Annotated in this window: 24 protein-coding genes; all 24 read left to right on the top strand. The window is 41.1% G+C overall.

The window, feature by feature from the left end; genetic code table 11:
• Window positions 1–5 precede the first annotated feature (5 nt).
• Complete coding sequence (gene rpoC, locus ABES02_RS15315) at window positions 6–3,605, top strand: DNA-directed RNA polymerase subunit beta' (RefSeq protein ID WP_430136439.1); 3,600 nt, start codon at window positions 6–8, stop codon at window positions 3,603–3,605.
• Window positions 3,606–3,750: 145 nt separating this feature from the next.
• Entirely contained in the window at window positions 3,751–3,999 is a 249-nt protein-coding gene (locus ABES02_RS15310; protein WP_430136436.1) for a 50S ribosomal protein L7ae-like protein, read from the top strand.
• Window positions 4,000–4,102: 103 nt separating this feature from the next.
• Window positions 4,103–4,525: a 30S ribosomal protein S12 gene (gene rpsL, locus ABES02_RS15305; RefSeq protein ID WP_026565517.1), complete on the top strand. Its 423-nt coding sequence runs from the start codon at window positions 4,103–4,105 to the stop codon at window positions 4,523–4,525.
• A gap of 41 nt (window positions 4,526–4,566) precedes the next feature.
• Window positions 4,567–5,037 carry a 30S ribosomal protein S7 gene (gene rpsG / locus ABES02_RS15300; protein WP_223595871.1) on the top strand — a complete coding sequence of 157 codons (471 nt, stop codon included), beginning with the start codon at window positions 4,567–4,569 and terminating at the stop codon, window positions 5,035–5,037.
• Window positions 5,038–5,085: 48 nt separating this feature from the next.
• The gene (fusA, locus tag ABES02_RS15295; protein WP_430136433.1) at window positions 5,086–7,167 is read left to right on the top strand and encodes an elongation factor G; all 2,082 of its coding nucleotides are present in this window, start codon (window positions 5,086–5,088) and stop codon (window positions 7,165–7,167) included.
• Between the two features lie 128 nt (window positions 7,168–7,295).
• Window positions 7,296–8,483, top strand: a complete 1,188-nt coding sequence (tuf, locus tag ABES02_RS15290) for an elongation factor Tu (protein WP_430136430.1) — start codon at window positions 7,296–7,298, stop codon at window positions 8,481–8,483.
• A gap of 592 nt (window positions 8,484–9,075) precedes the next feature.
• Window positions 9,076–9,384, top strand: a complete 309-nt coding sequence (gene rpsJ, locus ABES02_RS15285) for a 30S ribosomal protein S10 (RefSeq protein ID WP_007085291.1) — start codon at window positions 9,076–9,078, stop codon at window positions 9,382–9,384.
• Between the two features lie 39 nt (window positions 9,385–9,423).
• Window positions 9,424–10,050, top strand: a complete 627-nt coding sequence (gene rplC / locus ABES02_RS15280) for a 50S ribosomal protein L3 (protein WP_430136427.1) — start codon at window positions 9,424–9,426, stop codon at window positions 10,048–10,050.
• A 29-nt stretch (window positions 10,051–10,079) separates the two neighbouring features.
• Entirely contained in the window at window positions 10,080–10,703 is a 624-nt protein-coding gene (gene rplD / locus ABES02_RS15275; protein WP_430136424.1) for a 50S ribosomal protein L4, read from the top strand.
• The gene (rplW, locus tag ABES02_RS15270) at window positions 10,703–10,987 is read left to right on the top strand and encodes a 50S ribosomal protein L23 (RefSeq protein WP_430136421.1); all 285 of its coding nucleotides are present in this window, start codon (window positions 10,703–10,705) and stop codon (window positions 10,985–10,987) included. Before rplD ends, rplW begins: the two co-directional genes overlap by 1 nt.
• A 28-nt stretch (window positions 10,988–11,015) precedes the next feature.
• Window positions 11,016–11,846 (top strand): 50S ribosomal protein L2, encoded by an 831-nt coding sequence (rplB, locus tag ABES02_RS15265; RefSeq protein ID WP_430136417.1) that lies wholly within the window; start codon window positions 11,016–11,018, stop codon window positions 11,844–11,846.
• A 60-nt stretch (window positions 11,847–11,906) separates the two neighbouring features.
• Window positions 11,907–12,185 carry a 30S ribosomal protein S19 gene (rpsS, locus tag ABES02_RS15260; protein ID WP_040203241.1) on the top strand — a complete coding sequence of 93 codons (279 nt, stop codon included), beginning with the start codon at window positions 11,907–11,909 and terminating at the stop codon, window positions 12,183–12,185.
• A gap of 17 nt (window positions 12,186–12,202) precedes the next feature.
• Window positions 12,203–12,544: a 50S ribosomal protein L22 gene (gene rplV, locus ABES02_RS15255; protein WP_430136414.1), complete on the top strand. Its 342-nt coding sequence runs from the start codon at window positions 12,203–12,205 to the stop codon at window positions 12,542–12,544.
• Between the two features lie 3 nt (window positions 12,545–12,547).
• Window positions 12,548–13,204 carry a 30S ribosomal protein S3 gene (rpsC, locus tag ABES02_RS15250; RefSeq protein ID WP_430136411.1) on the top strand — a complete coding sequence of 219 codons (657 nt, stop codon included), beginning with the start codon at window positions 12,548–12,550 and terminating at the stop codon, window positions 13,202–13,204.
• A gap of 2 nt (window positions 13,205–13,206) precedes the next feature.
• Window positions 13,207–13,641, top strand: coding sequence for a 50S ribosomal protein L16 (rplP, locus tag ABES02_RS15245; protein WP_430136408.1), 435 nt, complete (start codon window positions 13,207–13,209; stop codon window positions 13,639–13,641).
• The gene (gene rpmC, locus ABES02_RS15240) at window positions 13,631–13,831 is read left to right on the top strand and encodes a 50S ribosomal protein L29 (RefSeq protein ID WP_007085282.1); all 201 of its coding nucleotides are present in this window, start codon (window positions 13,631–13,633) and stop codon (window positions 13,829–13,831) included. Before rplP ends, rpmC begins: the two co-directional genes overlap by 11 nt.
• A gap of 21 nt (window positions 13,832–13,852) precedes the next feature.
• The gene (gene rpsQ, locus ABES02_RS15235) at window positions 13,853–14,116 is read left to right on the top strand and encodes a 30S ribosomal protein S17 (protein ID WP_430136406.1); all 264 of its coding nucleotides are present in this window, start codon (window positions 13,853–13,855) and stop codon (window positions 14,114–14,116) included.
• 39 nt (window positions 14,117–14,155) lie between these two features.
• A complete protein-coding gene (gene rplN, locus ABES02_RS15230; protein WP_034676100.1) occupies window positions 14,156–14,524 on the top strand; it encodes a 50S ribosomal protein L14 in 369 nt (122 codons plus the stop codon).
• Between the two features lie 35 nt (window positions 14,525–14,559).
• Window positions 14,560–14,868 (top strand): 50S ribosomal protein L24, encoded by a 309-nt coding sequence (gene rplX, locus ABES02_RS15225; RefSeq protein WP_430136403.1) that lies wholly within the window; start codon window positions 14,560–14,562, stop codon window positions 14,866–14,868.
• Between the two features lie 26 nt (window positions 14,869–14,894).
• The gene (gene rplE, locus ABES02_RS15220; protein WP_430136400.1) at window positions 14,895–15,434 is read left to right on the top strand and encodes a 50S ribosomal protein L5; all 540 of its coding nucleotides are present in this window, start codon (window positions 14,895–14,897) and stop codon (window positions 15,432–15,434) included.
• Window positions 15,435–15,458: 24 nt separating this feature from the next.
• Window positions 15,459–15,644 (top strand): type Z 30S ribosomal protein S14, encoded by a 186-nt coding sequence (locus tag ABES02_RS15215; protein ID WP_034676107.1) that lies wholly within the window; start codon window positions 15,459–15,461, stop codon window positions 15,642–15,644.
• Window positions 15,645–15,674: 30 nt separating this feature from the next.
• Window positions 15,675–16,073: a 30S ribosomal protein S8 gene (gene rpsH / locus ABES02_RS15210; protein WP_430136398.1), complete on the top strand. Its 399-nt coding sequence runs from the start codon at window positions 15,675–15,677 to the stop codon at window positions 16,071–16,073.
• A gap of 31 nt (window positions 16,074–16,104) precedes the next feature.
• A complete protein-coding gene (rplF, locus tag ABES02_RS15205) occupies window positions 16,105–16,641 on the top strand; it encodes a 50S ribosomal protein L6 (protein WP_430136395.1) in 537 nt (178 codons plus the stop codon).
• 32 nt (window positions 16,642–16,673) lie between these two features.
• Window positions 16,674–17,036: a 50S ribosomal protein L18 gene (gene rplR / locus ABES02_RS15200; RefSeq protein WP_430136393.1), complete on the top strand. Its 363-nt coding sequence runs from the start codon at window positions 16,674–16,676 to the stop codon at window positions 17,034–17,036.
• Window positions 17,037–17,058 lie beyond the last annotated feature (22 nt).

Here is a 17,058-nt window from a genome sequence, read left to right as displayed (position 1 = left end):
GCCCCTTGCTAGACGTTAATAATTTTGAGTATATGAAAATTGGTCTTGCTTCACCGGATAAAATCCGTTCATGGTCATTCGGAGAAGTGAAAAAGCCAGAAACCATTAACTATCGTACGTTGAAGCCTGAAAAGGACGGTTTATTCTGTGAGCGTATTTTCGGTCCAACAAAGGACTGGGAATGTCATTGCGGAAAGTACAAGCGCGTCCGTTATAAAGGTGTTGTCTGTGACCGATGTGGAGTAGAAGTTACAAGAGCAAAGGTTCGCCGTGAACGTATGGGTCATATCGAACTAGCTGCACCTGTTTCTCACATTTGGTACTTTAAAGGAATCCCAAGCCGGATGGGTCTTGTGTTAGATATGTCCCCTCGTGCATTGGAGGAAGTCATTTACTTTGCTTCCTACGTTGTAACAGAATCCGGTGACACAGCTCTTGATAGAAAGCAGTTGCTGTCTGAAAAAGAATATCGTGCATACCGTGAAAAGTACGGAAACAAATTCCAAGCTGCCATGGGTGCAGAAGCGATTAAGAAACTTCTTTCCGATATCGATTTGGAGAAAGAAGTGGATAGTTTAAAGGAAGAATTAAAAACAGCACAAGGTCAACGCCGTACTCGTGCCATTAAACGACTTGAAGTGCTGGAAGCATTCCGTGGTTCCGGTAACGAGCCATCTTGGATGATTCTTGATGTTCTTCCAGTTATCCCGCCAGAATTACGTCCAATGGTTCAATTGGATGGCGGCAGATTTGCAACATCTGACTTAAACGATCTTTACCGTCGGGTTATTAACCGTAACAATCGTTTGAAGCGTTTATTAGATCTTGGAGCACCAAGCATTATCGTTCAAAACGAAAAGCGTATGCTACAAGAAGCTGTTGACGCCTTGATTGACAACGGTCGCCGTGGCCGTCCTGTTACAGGTCCAGGTAACCGTCCGTTAAAGTCGCTTTCCCATATGTTAAAAGGAAAGCAAGGCCGTTTCCGTCAAAACCTGCTTGGAAAACGTGTTGACTATTCAGGACGTTCCGTTATTGTTGTAGGCCCTAACTTGAAAATGTATCAGTGCGGTCTTCCGAAAGAAATGGCTCTTGAATTGTTCAAGCCGTTTGTTATGAAGGAATTAGTTGAAAAAGGCTTAGCGCACAACATTAAATCAGCAAAACGTAAAATTGAACGAGTATCCCCAGATGTTTGGGATGTACTTGAAGATGTTATCAGAGAGCATCCGGTTCTCTTAAACCGTGCCCCTACTCTGCATAGATTAGGAATTCAGGCATTTGAACCAACACTAGTTGAAGGGCGGGCAATTCGCCTCCATCCACTTGTATGTACAGCATACAATGCTGACTTTGACGGTGACCAAATGGCTGTTCACGTACCACTTTCATCGGAAGCACAAGCAGAAGCCCGTCTTTTAATGCTTGCTGCGCAAAACATCTTGAACCCTAAAGATGGTAAACCGGTTGTTACTCCTTCCCAGGACATGGTATTAGGGAACTATTACTTGACTCTTGAACGTGAAGGTACAGTCGGCGAGGGTATGGTTTTTAAAGATACAAACGAAGCAGTCCTTGCCTATCAAAATGGTTATGCCCACTTCCATACACGTGTTGCTGTACATGCTGGATCATTAGGAAATGAAACTTTTACAGAAGAACAAAATAATAAATTATTAATCACAACGGTTGGTAAGCTTATTTTTAATGAGATTCTGCCAAAATCATTCCCATATATCAATGAACCGACTAGACACAATTTAGAAGTTGAAACACCTGCAAAGTATTTTGTAGAAAAAGGCGAAGACATCAAAGCCAAAATTAAAGATATGCCTTTGGTTGATCCGTTTAAAAAGAAAATTCTTGGAAATATCATTGCTGAAGTATTCAAGCGTTTCAAAATAACTGAAACGTCCAAAATGCTTGACCGTATGAAAGACTTAGGATTTAAGCATTCAACAAAAGCTGGTATTACTGTTGGTGTGGCGGATATCGTCGTACTAGGAGAAAAACAAGAAATTCTTAAGGATGCACAAAGTAAAGTAGACAACGTCATGAAACAATTCAGACGTGGTTTAATTACCGAAGATGAGCGTTATGATCGTGTTATTGCCATCTGGAGTGCGGCTAAAGATACTATTCAAGGTAAATTGATGAAATCGTTGAATAAAACGAACCCAATCTTCATGATGTCTGATTCAGGTGCCCGTGGTAACGCTTCTAACTTTACTCAGCTTGCTGGTATGCGTGGTTTGATGGCCAACCCGGCTGGACGAATCATTGAGTTACCGATTAAATCAAGTTTCCGTGAAGGTTTAACGGTATTAGAGTACTTTATCTCTACACACGGTGCGCGTAAAGGTCTTGCCGATACCGCTCTTAAAACAGCTGACTCTGGTTACTTAACACGTCGTCTCGTTGATGTTGCACAGGATGTTATTGTCCGTGAAGATGACTGTGGAACTGATCGTGGCTTTACGATCAGTGCATTAAAAGATGGTACGGAAATCATTGAAGGATTGGATGAACGCTTAATTGGCCGTTATGCTCGTAAGGCTATCAAGCATCCTGAAACAAATGAAGTACTAGTTCCTGAAAACGGATTGATTACGGAAGATTTAGCCGAGATTATTGTCGGAGCAGGAATTGAAACAGTAAAAATCCGCTCAGCCTTTACATGTAATACTCGTCATGGGGTATGTAAAAAGTGTTATGGCCGTAACTTGGCAACTGGTCAAGAGGTCGAAGTGGGCGAAGCAGTTGGTATTATCGCTGCTCAATCCATCGGTGAACCGGGTACACAGTTAACCATGCGTACGTTCCATACAGGCGGTGTTGCTGGAGACGATATCACGCAAGGTTTACCGCGTATCCAAGAGATTTTTGAAGCCCGTAACCCTAAAGGTCAGGCGGTTATTTCGGAAATTGATGGTGTTGTTGTCGGCATTAATGAAGGCCGCGATCGTCAGCATGAAATCGTTGTTCAAGGCGAGGTTGAATCACGGACCTATAATGCACCGTACACAGCACGCTTAAAAGTGGCAATTAATGAACAAGTTGCCCGTGGTCAGGAATTAACCGAAGGTTCGATTGATCCAAAAGAGTTAATCAAAGTAAAAGACGTGACATCTGTCCAAGAATATTTATTGCGTGAAGTACAGAAAGTTTACCGTATGCAAGGGGTAGAAATTGGCGATAAGCACGTTGAAGTAATGGTACGTCAAATGCTGCGCAAAATTCGTGTCAGTGATGCAGGTGAAACAGAGGTACTACCAGGTACACTTCTTGATATTCACCAGTTTACTGATGCTAACGAAAAAGCATTATTGGCTGGCAAAATGCCTGCAACAGGACGTCCAGTTTTACTTGGTATTACTAAAGCATCTCTCGAAACAGATTCATTCTTGTCAGCAGCGTCGTTCCAAGAAACAACAAGAGTTCTTACCGATGCGGCGATCAAAGGCAAGCGCGATGAATTACTCGGCTTAAAAGAAAATGTTATCATCGGTAAGCTTGTACCTGCTGGAACTGGTATGCAACGCTATCGCAAAGCAGAACCAGTCCTAAGAGATACAACTTCTGAAGAAACCGTAACTGTTGATTAAAAATAATTTAGTACGGTATCTGCCCTATGGCAGATACCGTATTTTAAGAAAAAAAATCAAATGTGTTGTTGACATCTTATTATGAAGGTGTTACTATATCAAAGGTGCTCCTATTCACCTGATACTTTGGAGGATATGCGGCTTTATGTCTTATGAAAAAGTATTACAGGCACAAAAGACCATTATAGGAACTAAACAAACAGTGAAAGCACTTAAGGAAGGAAAAGTCCAAGAACTATTTATCGCAACCGATGCTGAACCGAAGGTAACAGCAAAGGTTATAGAAGAAGCCCTTGGGTTAGACGTTCCGATCCAATATGTTGATTCGATGAAAAAACTCGGAAAAGCATGCGGGATTGAAGTGGGTGCGGCAGCTGTTGCAATTATCCGTTAAAAACTGTTTTTGTAGATAGAGTAGTCTGCAAAAACTTTGTTTTTGCAAAAAAATGAACCACCTGGATGTGTGGGCTTACAAATAATGAAGGGAGGAAAAATTCATGCCTACTATTAACCAATTAGTGCGCAAGCCTCGTCAATCTAAAGAGGAAAAGTCAAAATCACCTGCGCTAAATAAAGGTTACAACAGCTTCAAGAAATCACAAACAAATGTATCTTCACCACAAAAACGCGGTGTATGTACTCGTGTTGGTACAATGACACCAAAGAAACCAAACTCAGCGTTACGTAAATATGCTCGTGTACGTTTGACAAATGGTATCGAGGTGACTGCATACATTCCTGGTATCGGCCACAACCTTCAAGAGCACAGTGTTGTTCTTATCCGTGGAGGACGTGTAAAGGACTTACCGGGGGTACGTTATCACATCGTACGTGGAGCGCTTGATACAGCTGGTGTTAACAACCGTATGCAAGGCCGTTCAAAATATGGTACTAAGAGACCAAAAGCAGCTAAGAAATAATTCTTTTATAAATAGAAGCTTCGTTGAAAGGAGGAAATTACATGCCACGTAAAGGTCCTGTAGCAAAGAGAGACGTGTTACCAGATCCGTTATATAATTCAAAGTTAGTAACTCGTCTAATCAACAAAATGATGATTGACGGTAAAAGAGGTAAATCTCAAGAAATTCTTTACTCTGCATTCAACACAATCCGTGAGCGTTCTGGTAAAGAACCAATGGAAGTATTTGAAGCAGCGATGAAAAACATTATGCCAGTATTGGAAGTAAGAGCACGCCGTGTAGGTGGTGCGAACTACCAAGTACCAGTTGAGGTGCGTCCTGACCGCCGTACAACTCTTGGTCTTCGCTGGTTAGTTAACTATTCACGTCTTCGCGGTGAAAAAACGATGGAAGAGCGTTTAGCTAACGAAATCATGGATGCAGCTAACAACACTGGTGCATCTGTTAAGAAGCGTGAAGATACACACAAAATGGCAGAAGCAAACAAAGCGTTTGCTCACTATCGTTGGTAATTTAACCTTCAATATAAAAACTTTCATACTAGGAAGGAGAAAGACCCAATGGCAAGAGAGTTCTCCTTGAACAACACTCGTAATATCGGTATCATGGCACACATTGATGCTGGTAAAACGACGACCACTGAGCGTGTCCTTTATTACACTGGTAAGATTCATAAAATCGGTGAAACACATGAAGGTGCATCTCAGATGGACTGGATGGAGCAGGAACAAGAGCGCGGAATCACAATTACTTCCGCTGCAACAACTGCACAATGGAAAGGCCACCGCGTAAACATCATCGACACTCCAGGACACGTAGACTTCACAGTTGAAGTTGAACGTTCCCTACGTGTACTTGATGGTGCAGTAGCTGTCCTTGATGCACAATCAGGCGTTGAGCCACAAACTGAAACAGTATGGCGCCAAGCAACAACTTACGGTGTACCTCGTGTTGTTTTCGTAAACAAGATGGACAAAATCGGAGCTGACTTCCTATATTCTGTAGGAACAATTCACGACCGTCTTCAAGCGAATGCACATGCTATCCAGTTGCCAATCGGTGCTGAAGATCAGTTTGAAGCAATCATTGACCTAGTGGAAATGAATGCTGTATTCTACGGAAATGACTTAGGTACTGATATTGAAGTACGTGAGATTCCAGAAGAATATCGCGCTCAAGCTGAAGAATACCGCGAAAAGCTAGTTGAAGCAGTTGCTGAACTAGATGAAGAGTTAATGGAAAAGTACCTTGGTGGTGAAGAAATCACTAAAGAAGAACTTAAAGCAGGGATTCGTAAAGGTACCGTTAACGTTGAATTCTACCCAGTAATTTGTGGATCTGCATTCAAAAACAAAGGTGTTCAGTTAATGTTGGATGCTGTAATTGATTATCTTCCATCTCCATTAGATGTACCTGCAATCAAAGGTCATGCTGTTGATGATGAAGAAGAAGCAATTGAACGTCATTCAAGCGATGAAGAGCCATTCTCAGCTCTTGCATTCAAAGTTATGACTGACCCTTATGTTGGTAAATTAACGTTCTTCCGCGTTTACTCTGGTACTTTAGAATCTGGATCTTATGTTCAGAACTCAACTAAAGGCAAGCGTGAGCGTATCGGACGTATCCTGCAAATGCACGCAAACAGCCGTCAAGAAATCTCTAAGGTTTATGCCGGTGACATTGCTGCTGCAGTAGGTTTGAAAGATACAACAACTGGTGATACTCTATGTGACGACAAAAACCCTGTTATCCTAGAGTCTATGCAATTCCCTGAACCAGTTATTCAACTTTCTGTTGAACCAAAATCAAAAGCTGACCAAGATAAGATGACAACTGCACTACAGAAGCTACAAGAAGAAGATCCGACTTTCCGTGCACATACTGACCAGGAAACTGGACAAGTAATCATCGCTGGTATGGGTGAACTTCACCTAGATATCATCGTTGACCGTATGCGTCGTGAATTCAAAGTTGAAGCTAATGTAGGTGCGCCTCAGGTTGCTTACCGTGAAACTTTCCGTGCTTCTGCGCAAGTAGAAGGTAAGTTTGCACGTCAATCTGGTGGTCGTGGACAATACGGTCACGTTTGGATCGAATTCTCACCTAACGAAGAAGGAAAAGGATTCGAATTTGAAAACGGTATTGTCGGTGGTGTTGTTCCTCGTGAATACATCGCTCCAGTTCAGGCTGGTCTTGAAGATGCTCTGCAACGTGGTGTTCTTGCTGGATATCCATTAGTTGATATTAAAGCAAGACTATTTGACGGATCATACCATGATGTTGACTCCTCTGAAATGGCGTTTAAAATTGCCGCTTCAATGGCTCTTAAAAATGCTGCTTCTAAGTGTCAGCCTGTAATCCTTGAACCTATGATGAGAGTTGAAGTTGTTATCCCTGAAGAATATCTTGGTGATATCATGGGACAAATCACTGCTCGTCGTGGACGTGTAGAGGGTATGGAAGCTCGTGGTAATGCTCAGGTTGTTCGTTCAATGGTTCCACTTTCAGAAATGTTTGGTTATGCAACAGCTCTTCGTTCAAGTACACAAGGTCGCGGCGTATTCTCTATGCACTTCGATCACTACGAAGAAGTACCAAAGTCGGTTTCTGAAGAAATCATCAAAAAAAATAAAGGTGAATAATTGATTTCTACCTTTATATCAAGTATAAATACTATTGTAAGCTATGGTTACTATGAAGATAGATTCGTCTATCTTCATAAACCCATATATACTTAATTATTTCTTTTAAATTAAAGGAGGATTTCCTAATGGGTAAAGCTAAATTCGACCGTTCAAAGCCACACGTAAATATTGGAACAATTGGTCACGTTGACCACGGTAAAACAACTTTAACAGCTGCTATCACTTCTGTTCTTGCAAAAACTGGTAAAGCAGAAGCTCGTGCATACGATCAAATCGACGGTGCTCCTGAAGAAAGAGAACGTGGAATCACAATCTCTACTGCACACGTAGAATATGAAACTGATGCACGTCACTATGCACACGTTGACTGCCCAGGACACGCTGACTATGTTAAAAACATGATCACTGGTGCTGCGCAAATGGACGGCGGTATCCTAGTTGTTTCTGCAACTGACGGTCCAATGCCACAAACTCGTGAGCACATCCTTCTTTCTCGTCAGGTAGGCGTACCTTACCTTGTTGTATTCATGAACAAGTGTGATATGGTTGACGACGAAGAATTACTTGAATTAGTTGAAATGGAAATTCGTGATCTTTTATCAGAATACGACTTCCCTGGTGATGACACTCCAGTAATCAAAGGTTCTGCTCTTAAAGCATTAGAAGGCGATGCTTCATGGGAAGAAAAAATCTATGAACTTATGACTGCTGTTGATGAGTGGATTCCAACTCCAGCTCGTGACACTGACAAGCCATTCATGATGCCAGTTGAGGATGTATTCTCAATCACAGGTCGTGGAACAGTTGCTACAGGACGTGTTGAGCGTGGTGTAGTTAAAGTTGGTGACGTAGTTGAAATCGTAGGTTTCACTGAAGAGCCAAAATCTACTACTGTAACAGGTGTAGAAATGTTCCGTAAGCTTCTTGATTTTGCTGAAGCTGGTGACAACATTGGTGCTCTTCTTCGTGGTGTTGCTCGTGAAGAAATCGAGCGTGGACAAGTTTTGGCTAAGCCAAAATCAATCACTCCACACACAAAGTTCAAAGCACAAGTTTACGTTTTAACAAAAGAAGAAGGTGGACGTCACACTCCATTCTTCACTAACTACCGTCCACAATTCTATTTCCGTACTTCTGATATCACTGGTATTTGTAACCTTCCAGAAGGTACTGAAATGGTTATGCCTGGCGACCACATTGAAATGACTGTTGAGCTAATCGCTCCAGTTGCGATCGAAGAAGGAACTAAGTTCTCAATTCGTGAAGGTGGCCGTACAGTAGGATCAGGTTCAATCACTGAAATCACTGAGTAATCAATTACCTATATAAAAAGCAGATGGGTGACGATCCATCTGCTTTTTTTGTTTGCACATTAGTTAGCTGGGCTATGGGACAGTTTTAAGAGTTGGAGTGTTAGTTTTGTCCCATAGAACCTGTCTATGGGACATTTTCGTGTGTTTGAGGAACAGTTTTGTCTCATAGAACCAGTCTAAGGGACATTTTAAAGTGTTTGAGCACTAGATTTGTCCCAAAGCGCTTGTATAAGTGTTCGATCCTCAACTATATGTCTTAATATAGATTAGTTTCTTCTATTATATATAAACACAAATTGATTTAATATTTTGAGTATAAAATTAGGAGAAAACTGGAGATTGAATTTAACTATTGAAATCAAAATCTTGAGCCGCTATAATAGAAAAAGTGTTCAGCACAGAAACATAAAAAAATAATCGTAATTAATGTTGCGTTTGCTTTATGTTTTATGTATAATAGACAATGTTGGTCTTTGACTGCGATGAGGTGGAAGGTTGCTGACACACCCGGCCGCTTTGCCATGGCGAGTGTGTGGGAAATTTTCACTGAGAATGTCTATTTTAAAAATAGGCGAATAAAGGAGGGAAAATAATGGCAAAACAAAAAATTCGTATCCGCTTAAAAGCATATGATCACAGAATTCTTGATCAATCTGCAGAAAAAATCGTAGAAACAGCAAAACGTTCAGGTGCGGCAGTTTCAGGTCCGATCCCGCTTCCAACTGAAAAATCTGTTTACACAATCCTTCGTGCAGTTCACAAGTACAAAGATTCTCGTGAACAGTTCGAAATGCGGACACATAAGCGTCTAATCGACATCGTTAACCCAACTCCACAAACAGTTGATGCGTTAATGCGTTTAGATTTACCATCTGGTGTAGATATCGAAATTAAACTTTAATCAAAATAAATTAACAATTTTACAGGAGGTGTGACTTAAATGACCAAAGGAATCTTAGGAAGAAAGATTGGTATGACTCAAGTATTTGCAGAGAACGGCAACTTAATCCCTGTAACTGTTGTTGAGGCAGCTGCTAACGTTGTACTTCAAAAGAAGACTGTTGAAACTGATGGGTATACTTCAGTTCAAGTTGGATTTGAAGACAAACGCGAGAAGTTATCTAACAAACCAGAAAAAGGCCATGTTGCTAAAGCAAATACTGCTCCTAAGCGCTTCGTTCGTGAATTCCGCGGAGATGACTTAGCAGCACTTGAAGTTGGTCAAGAAGTCAAAGTTGATATTTTCGCTGCAGGCGATATTGTTGATGTAACAGGAATCTCAAAGGGTAAAGGTTTCCAAGGTGTAATCAAGCGCCACGGACAATCTCGCGGCCCAATGGCTCACGGTTCTCGTTATCACCGTCGTCCAGGTTCAATGGGACCAGTTGCTCCAAACCGTGTATTCAAAGGTAAATTATTACCAGGACGTATGGGTGGAGAGCAAGTTACAGTTCAAAATCTTGAAATCGTAAAGGTTGATACTGAACGTAACTTACTTTTAATCAAAGGTAACGTTCCAGGAGCTAAAAAAGCATTACTTAAAATTAAAGGTGCGGTAAAAGCATAGTCACTTTTTAAGAAAGGAGGAACAAAGGAATGCCAAAGGTAGCATTATTAAACCAAAACGGATCACAAGTTGGTGATATCGAGCTTAATGAATCAGTTTTTGGTATTGAGCCTAACCAACACGTATTATTTGAAGCGATTGTTATGCAAAGAGCTTCTTTACGTCAAGGAACTCATAAAACTAAAATTCGTTCTGAAGTAGCAGGCGGTGGCCGTAAGCCATGGCGTCAAAAAGGAACTGGCCGTGCTCGTCAAGGGTCAATCCGTTCTCCACAATGGCGCGGAGGTGGTACTGTATTCGGTCCAACACCACGCAGCTACAGCTATAAATTACCTAAAAAAGTTCGTCGTTTAGCGATCAAATCTGCATTATCTTCTAAAGTTCTAGAAGAAAGCATCTTAGTATTAGAAAGCTTAAACGTTGAAACTCCAAAAACAAAAGATTTCAAAGCTGTTTTAAACGGTCTTTCTGTTGAGAAAAAAGCACTTATTGTTACAGCTGACCTTGATGAAAATGTAGCACTTTCTGCTCGCAACATTCCTGGTGTAACAGTAGTAACAGCTGATGGAATCAACGTATTAGATGTTGTGAACCATGATAAATTAATCATGACTAAAGCAGCGGTTGAAAAAGTAGAGGAGGTGCTTGCATAATGGATGCACGCGATATCATTAAGCGCCCCGTTATCACTGAGCGTTCTACTGACCTAATGGCTGAAAAGAAATATACGTTCGAAGTTGATGTTAAAGCTAACAAAACTCAAGTTAAAGATGCTATTCAAGAAATCTTTGGCGTTGAAATTGAAAAAGTAAACATCATGAACTATAAAGGTAAATTCAAGCGTATGGGTAAATTCGGCGGTTACACAAACAAACGTCGTAAAGCAATTGTAAAACTAACAGCTGACAGCAAAGAAATCGAATTCTTTGAAAGCTAAAATCTAACGAGAAGAGGAGGGAAATAAAATGGCGATTAAAAAGTACAAACCTACCTCCAATGGTCGTCGCGGAATGACTAGCTCTGATTTCGCTGAAATCACAACTAGCACTCCAGAAAAGTCTTTATTAGCTCCATTAACAAGAAAAGGCGGCCGTAATAACCAAGGTAAGTTAACTGTTCGTCATCAAGGTGGCGGCCATAAGCGTCAATATCGTTTAATTGATTTTAAACGTAACAAAGATGGCATTCCAGGACGCGTTGCCACTATCGAGTATGATCCAAACCGTTCTGCAAATATAGCATTAATCAACTATGTGGATGGAGAAAAGCGTTATATCTTAGCTCCTAAAAATCTACAAGTTGGCAATGAAGTAATGTCTGGCCCTGAGGCAGATATTAAAGTAGGTAACGCTCTACCATTAGCTAACATCCCTGTTGGTACAGTAGTACACAACATCGAATTAAAGCCTGGTAAAGGCGGTCAATTAGTTCGTTCTGCTGGAACAAGTGCACAAGTTCTAGGTAAAGAAGGAAAATACGTTTTAGTTCGTTTGAATTCAGGCGAAGTTCGTATGATTCTTGCTGAGTGCCGTGCAACTATTGGTCAAGTTGGTAACGAACAACATGAACTTATTAAAATTGGTAAAGCAGGTCGTTCTCGTTGGTTAGGCAAACGCCCAACTGTTCGTGGATCTGTAATGAACCCTAACGATCACCCACACGGTGGTGGTGAAGGACGCTCACCAATCGGACGTAAATCACCAATGTCTCCATGGGGTAAACCAACTCTTGGATACAAAACTCGTAAGAAGAAAAACAAATCAGATAAATTTATCGTACGTCGTCGTAAAAAATAACGGGACTTTACTACGGTTCAAAGATAGAACCGTAGAACAGTCACGAAGGGAGGTACCTTCATGGGTCGCAGCTTAAAAAAAGGACCATTCGTTGATGATCATTTAATGGTTAAGGTCGAAAAATTAAATGAAACTGAGAGCAAGCAAGTTGTTAAAACTTGGTCTCGCCGTTCTACGATTTTCCCACAATTTATCGGCCACACAATCGCAGTTTATGATGGTCGCAAACATGTGCCTGTATATGTAACTGAAGACATGGTAGGTCACAAACTTGGAGAATTTGCTCCAACTCGTGCTTACAAAGGCCATGGTAATGATGATAAGAAAACAAGACGTTAAGAGAGGAGGGCATCCAAATGCAAGCTAAAGCTGTTGCAAGAACAGTTCGTATTGCTCCTCGTAAAGCACGTTTAGTCGTTGATTTAATCCGAGGAAAGCAAGTTGGTGAAGCTGTGGCGATTTTAAATCTCACTCCTAAGGCTGCTTCTCCAATCGTGGAAAAAGTATTAAAATCCGCTATGGCAAACGCTGAGCACAACTATGAAATGGACGTTAACAGTCTAGTTGTTACTCAAGCATTCGTTGACGAAGGACCAACCTTAAAACGTTTCCGTCCTCGCGCAATGGGCCGTGCTAGCCAAATTAACAAACGCACATGCCACATTACAATCGTATTAACAGAAAAGAAGGAGGGATAAGCTGTGGGTCAAAAAGTAAATCCAGTCGGTTTGCGTATCGGAATCATCCGTGATTGGGAATCTAAGTGGTACGCAGGTAAAGACTTCGCTGATCTTTTACACGAAGACCTTAAAGTTCGTGAGTATATCACGAAACGTTTAAAAGATGCTTCTGTTTCTAAAGTAGAAATCGAACGTGCTGCTAACCGTGTTAACGTAACGATTCATACAGCTAAGCCTGGTATGGTAATCGGTAAAGGCGGTACAGAAGTTGAAGCACTTCGTAAAGCATTAAATCAACTTACTGGCAAACGAGTTCACATCAATATCCTTGAAATCAAGAGAGCTGATCTTGATGCGAAACTAGTTGCTGAAAACATTGCTCGTCAATTAGAAAACCGTGTATCTTTCCGTCGTGCACAAAAGCAAGCTATTCAACGTGCTATGCGCGCTGGTGCGAAAGGTATCAAAACACAAGTATCTGGTCGTCTTGGCGGTGCAGATATCGCTCGTGCTGAACACTACAGCGAAGGAACTGTACCTCTTCATACACTTCGTGCAGATATCGACTATGCTACTGCTGAAGCAGATACCACTTATGGTAAGCTAGGCGTTAAAGTATGGATCTATAAGGGAGAAGTCCTTCCTACTAAGAAGAAAAATGCGGAAGGAGGCAAATAATCATGTTATTGCCAAAACGCGTAAAATATCGCCGTCAACACCGTGGTAAAATGCGTGGTAACGCAAAAGGCGGAACTGAAGTAACTTTTGGTGAATTCGGCCTACAAGCTATGGAAGCTTCTTGGATTACAAATCGTCAAATCGAAGCAGCCCGTATTGCCATGACACGTTACATGAAACGTGGCGGTAAAGTTTGGATTAAAATATTCCCACATAAGCCTTACACTGCTAAGCCTCTAGAAGTTCGGATGGGTTCCGGTAAAGGTTCACCTGAAGGATGGGTAGCTGTTGTAAAGCCTGGAAAAATCATGTTTGAAATTGCTGGTGTTTCTGAAGAAATCGCACGTGAAGCACTACGTCTTGCAATGCACAAACTTCCAGTAAAATGTAAGTTTGTAAAACGAGAAGAAATTGGTGGTGAATCAAATGAAAGCTAATGAACTTCGTGACCTTACCACTGCTGAAATTGAACAAAAAGTAAAATCTCTTAAAGAAGAGCTTTTCAACCTACGCTTTCAATTGGCGACAGGACAACTAGAAAACACTGCTCGCATTCGTGAAGTACGTAAAGCGATTGCTCGTATGAAAACTGTTGTTCGTGAAAGAGAAATCAGCGTAAACAAGTAAAACTAGAGAGGAGGTTCACAGATGAGTGAACGTAACCAACGCAAAGTTTACACAGGACGCGTGGTTTCTGACAAGATGGATAAAACCGTTACTGTTCTTGTTGAAACATACAAAAAGCATCCTTTATATGGTAAACGCGTTAAGTACTCTAAAAAGTATAAAGCTCATGATGAGCAAAACCAGGCAAAAACTGGCGATGTAGTTCGTATCATGGAAACTCGCCCACTTTCAGCTACTAAACGCTTCCGTTTAGTCGAAGTAGTAGAAAAAGCCGTTATTATTTAAATGTTCGGATAAGCTTCAATCCGAAGGGAGGTTACACACATGATTCAACAAGAATCACGTTTAAAAGTTGCTGACAACTCTGGTGCTCGTGAAGTACTAACGATTAAAGTTCTTGGTGGCTCTGGTCGTAAAACTGCTGGTATTGGTGATGTGATCGTTTGTACAGTAAAACAAGCAACACCTGGTGGCGTTGTTAAAAAAGGTGATGTTGTTAAGGCTGTTATCGTTCGTACGAAAAGCGGTGCTCGCCGTCCTGATGGATCTTACATTCGTTTCGATGAAAACGCATGTGTAATCATCAAAGATGATAAGAGCCCACGTGGAACACGTATCTTCGGACCAGTTGCCCGCGAACTTCGCGATAACAACTTTATGAAAATCGTTTCTCTAGCTCCAGAAGTATTATAATTTAAATTCAATTGCCTTTAAGGAGGTGCGAACAGATGCATGTAAAAAAAGGTGACAAAGTAAGAGTCATCTCTGGTAAGGATAAAGGTAAAACAGGTGTAATCCTGGCTGCTTATCCTAAAGATAGCCGTGTATTGGTAGAAGGTGTGAACGTTGTTAAAAAACACTCTAAGCCTTCTCAAGTGAATCCACAAGGCGGCATCATCAGTTTTGAGGCTCCAATTCATGTATCAAACGTAATGCCTATCGATCCTAAATCAGGTAACCCGACTCGTGTAGGTTACACTACGGTTGATGGCAAAAAAGTACGCGTAGCAAAATCCGGTGAAGTTTTAGATAAATAGTTTAAATTAAGAAGGGAGGTACTCACATGAACCGCCTAAAAGAAAAGTTTGTTAAAGAAGTTACTCCTGCTCTAATGAGCAAGTTCAACTATAAATCAATTATGGAAGTTCCTAAAATTGAAAAAATCGTTGTAAATATGGGTGTTGGTGACGCTGTTGCAAATGCAAAAGCACTTGATAATGCTGTTGAAGAATTAGCAACCATCACTGGACAAAAACCACTTATTACTCGTGCGAAAAAATCTATTGCTGGCTTCCGTCTACGTGAAGGTATGCCAATCGGCGCAAAGGTTACTCTTCGCGGTGAGCGCATGTACGAATTCTTGGATAAATTAGTTTCTGTTTCTTTACCTCGTGTACGTGACTTCCGTGGTGTTTCTAAGAAAGCTTTCGACGGTCGCGGTAACTATACTTTGGGTATTAAAGAACAATTAATCTTCCCTGAAATTGATTACGATAAAGTAAGCAAAGTTCGTGGTATGGATATCGTTATCGTAACGACTGCTAACACTGATGAAGAATCTCGTGAACTTTTAACTCAATTTGGAATGCCATTCCAAAAGTAATCGCTAAATAAGGGAGGCGAAAACGTGGCTAAGAAGTCAATGATTGCGAAACAAAAACGCACGCCTAAATATGCAGTACAAGAGTACACACGCTGTGAACGTTGCGGCCGTCCACACTCTGTATATCGTAAATTTAAGCTTTGCCGTATTTGTTTCCGTGAATTAGCATACAAAGGACAAATTCCTGGTGTTAAAAAAGCTAGCTGGTAAACAGCAGAGTTGTGGAAGGAGGTAAAAATAATGGTCATGACAGATCCAATTGCAGATATGCTTACTCGCATTCGTAATGCGAACATGGTGCGTCACGAAAAGTTAGAAGTGCCTGCTTCTAATATGAAAAAAGAAATCGCTGAAATTTTAAAGCGTGAAGGTTTCGTACGTGACGTTGAATTTATCGAAGACAATAAACAAGGTATCATCCGTATCTTCTTAAAATACGGTACAGGTAATGAGCGTGTAATTACTGGTCTTAAGCGCATAAGCAAGCCTGGACTTCGTGTTTACGCAAAATCTACTGAGGTACCACGTGTTCTTAACGGTCTTGGTATCGCTCTAGTTTCTACTTCACAAGGTGTTATTACAGATAAAGAAGCTCGTGCAAAACAAATCGGCGGAGAAGTTTTAGCATACGTTTGGTAATCGAGTTTTTGAATGAATGGAGGTGCACTAAATGTCTCGCGTAGGAAAAAAACCTATTGAAATCCCAGCAGGTGTAACAGTTACTGTGAACAACAGCACTGTTACTGTAAAAGGACCAAAAGGCGAACTTTCTCGTACTTTTAATCCTGATATTACAATCAATGTTGAAGAGAACGTTGTAACAATTACTCGTCCTTCTGATGTGAAAGAACACCGCGCATTGCACGGAACTACTCGTGCGGTGATCGCGAACATGGTTGAAGGTGTTTCCAAGGGCTTTGAAAGAGGTCTAGAATTAATCGGGGTTGGTTACCGTGCGCAAAAGCAAGGTACTAAGCTTGTACTAAACGTTGGTTACTCTCATCCAGTTGAAATCGAACCTGAAACAGGTTTAGAAATCGAAGTACCTGCTAACACAAAGATTATTGTTAAAGGTACTGATAAAGAACGTGTTGGTGCATTAGCAGCCAATATTCGCGGAGTTCGTCCTCCAGAGCCGTATAAAGGCAAAGGAATCCGTTACGAAGGCGAGTTTGTTCGTCGTAAAGAAGGTAAAACTGGTAAGTAATGCCGCATAGGTAAACGAAAGGAGTGACGTAAATGATTACGAAGCAAGATAAAAACGCTACTCGCAAGAAAAGACATGCTCGTGTTCGTGCGAAACTTAGCGGAACTTCTGCTCGTCCACGTCTAAATGTGTTTCGTTCTAATAAACACATTTATGCTCAAATTATCGATGACATGAATGGAGTTACTTTAGCAAGTGCTTCTACAAAAGAAAAAGACTTTAGTCTTGAATCTACTAGCAACGTTGATGCTGCAAAAGCGGTCGGTGAATTAGTCGCTAAACGTGCGGTAGAAAAAGGGATCTCTGCTGTTGTATTTGACCGTGGAGGATACCTATACCATGGACGTATTCAAGCATTAGCTGATGCTGCCCGTGAAAACGGCCTACAATTTTAATAGACAAAGGAGGGACACTTAA

Origin of the sequence: Neobacillus pocheonensis (assembly GCF_050477905.1) — a bacterium.
Classification (GTDB): Bacteria; Bacillota; Bacilli; order Bacillales; family Cytobacillaceae; genus Neobacillus; species Neobacillus pocheonensis_A.
Note: the sequence above shows the minus strand (reverse complement) of the source record. Positions and strands in the feature narration are given on the sequence as shown.

Excerpts from the sequence above, each read along its gene's own strand:
- rplN (WP_034676100.1), top strand. The coding sequence starts at position 14,156 with ATGATTCAACAAGAATCACGTTTAAAAGTTGCTGACAACTCTGGTGCT.
- rpsJ (WP_007085291.1), top strand. The coding sequence starts at position 9,076 with ATGGCAAAACAAAAAATTCGTATCCGCTTAAAAGCATATGATCACAGA.
- rplW (WP_430136421.1), top strand. The coding sequence starts at position 10,703 with ATGGATGCACGCGATATCATTAAGCGCCCCGTTATCACTGAGCGTTCT.
- rplC (WP_430136427.1), top strand. The coding sequence starts at position 9,424 with ATGACCAAAGGAATCTTAGGAAGAAAGATTGGTATGACTCAAGTATTT.
- rplB (WP_430136417.1), top strand. The coding sequence starts at position 11,016 with ATGGCGATTAAAAAGTACAAACCTACCTCCAATGGTCGTCGCGGAATG.
- rpsH (WP_430136398.1), top strand. The coding sequence starts at position 15,675 with ATGGTCATGACAGATCCAATTGCAGATATGCTTACTCGCATTCGTAAT.
- rpsL (WP_026565517.1), top strand. The coding sequence starts at position 4,103 with ATGCCTACTATTAACCAATTAGTGCGCAAGCCTCGTCAATCTAAAGAG.
- rplV (WP_430136414.1), top strand. The coding sequence starts at position 12,203 with ATGCAAGCTAAAGCTGTTGCAAGAACAGTTCGTATTGCTCCTCGTAAA.
- ABES02_RS15310 (WP_430136436.1), top strand. The coding sequence starts at position 3,751 with ATGTCTTATGAAAAAGTATTACAGGCACAAAAGACCATTATAGGAACT.
- rpsQ (WP_430136406.1), top strand. The coding sequence starts at position 13,853 with ATGAGTGAACGTAACCAACGCAAAGTTTACACAGGACGCGTGGTTTCT.
- rpmC (WP_007085282.1), top strand. The coding sequence starts at position 13,631 with ATGAAAGCTAATGAACTTCGTGACCTTACCACTGCTGAAATTGAACAA.
- tuf (WP_430136430.1), top strand. The coding sequence starts at position 7,296 with ATGGGTAAAGCTAAATTCGACCGTTCAAAGCCACACGTAAATATTGGA.
- rplD (WP_430136424.1), top strand. The coding sequence starts at position 10,080 with ATGCCAAAGGTAGCATTATTAAACCAAAACGGATCACAAGTTGGTGAT.
- rplF (WP_430136395.1), top strand. The coding sequence starts at position 16,105 with ATGTCTCGCGTAGGAAAAAAACCTATTGAAATCCCAGCAGGTGTAACA.
- rplE (WP_430136400.1), top strand. The coding sequence starts at position 14,895 with ATGAACCGCCTAAAAGAAAAGTTTGTTAAAGAAGTTACTCCTGCTCTA.
- rpsG (WP_223595871.1), top strand. The coding sequence starts at position 4,567 with ATGCCACGTAAAGGTCCTGTAGCAAAGAGAGACGTGTTACCAGATCCG.
- rplP (WP_430136408.1), top strand. The coding sequence starts at position 13,207 with ATGTTATTGCCAAAACGCGTAAAATATCGCCGTCAACACCGTGGTAAA.
- rpsS (WP_040203241.1), top strand. The coding sequence starts at position 11,907 with ATGGGTCGCAGCTTAAAAAAAGGACCATTCGTTGATGATCATTTAATG.
- rplX (WP_430136403.1), top strand. The coding sequence starts at position 14,560 with ATGCATGTAAAAAAAGGTGACAAAGTAAGAGTCATCTCTGGTAAGGAT.
- fusA (WP_430136433.1), top strand. The coding sequence starts at position 5,086 with ATGGCAAGAGAGTTCTCCTTGAACAACACTCGTAATATCGGTATCATG.
- rplR (WP_430136393.1), top strand. The coding sequence starts at position 16,674 with ATGATTACGAAGCAAGATAAAAACGCTACTCGCAAGAAAAGACATGCT.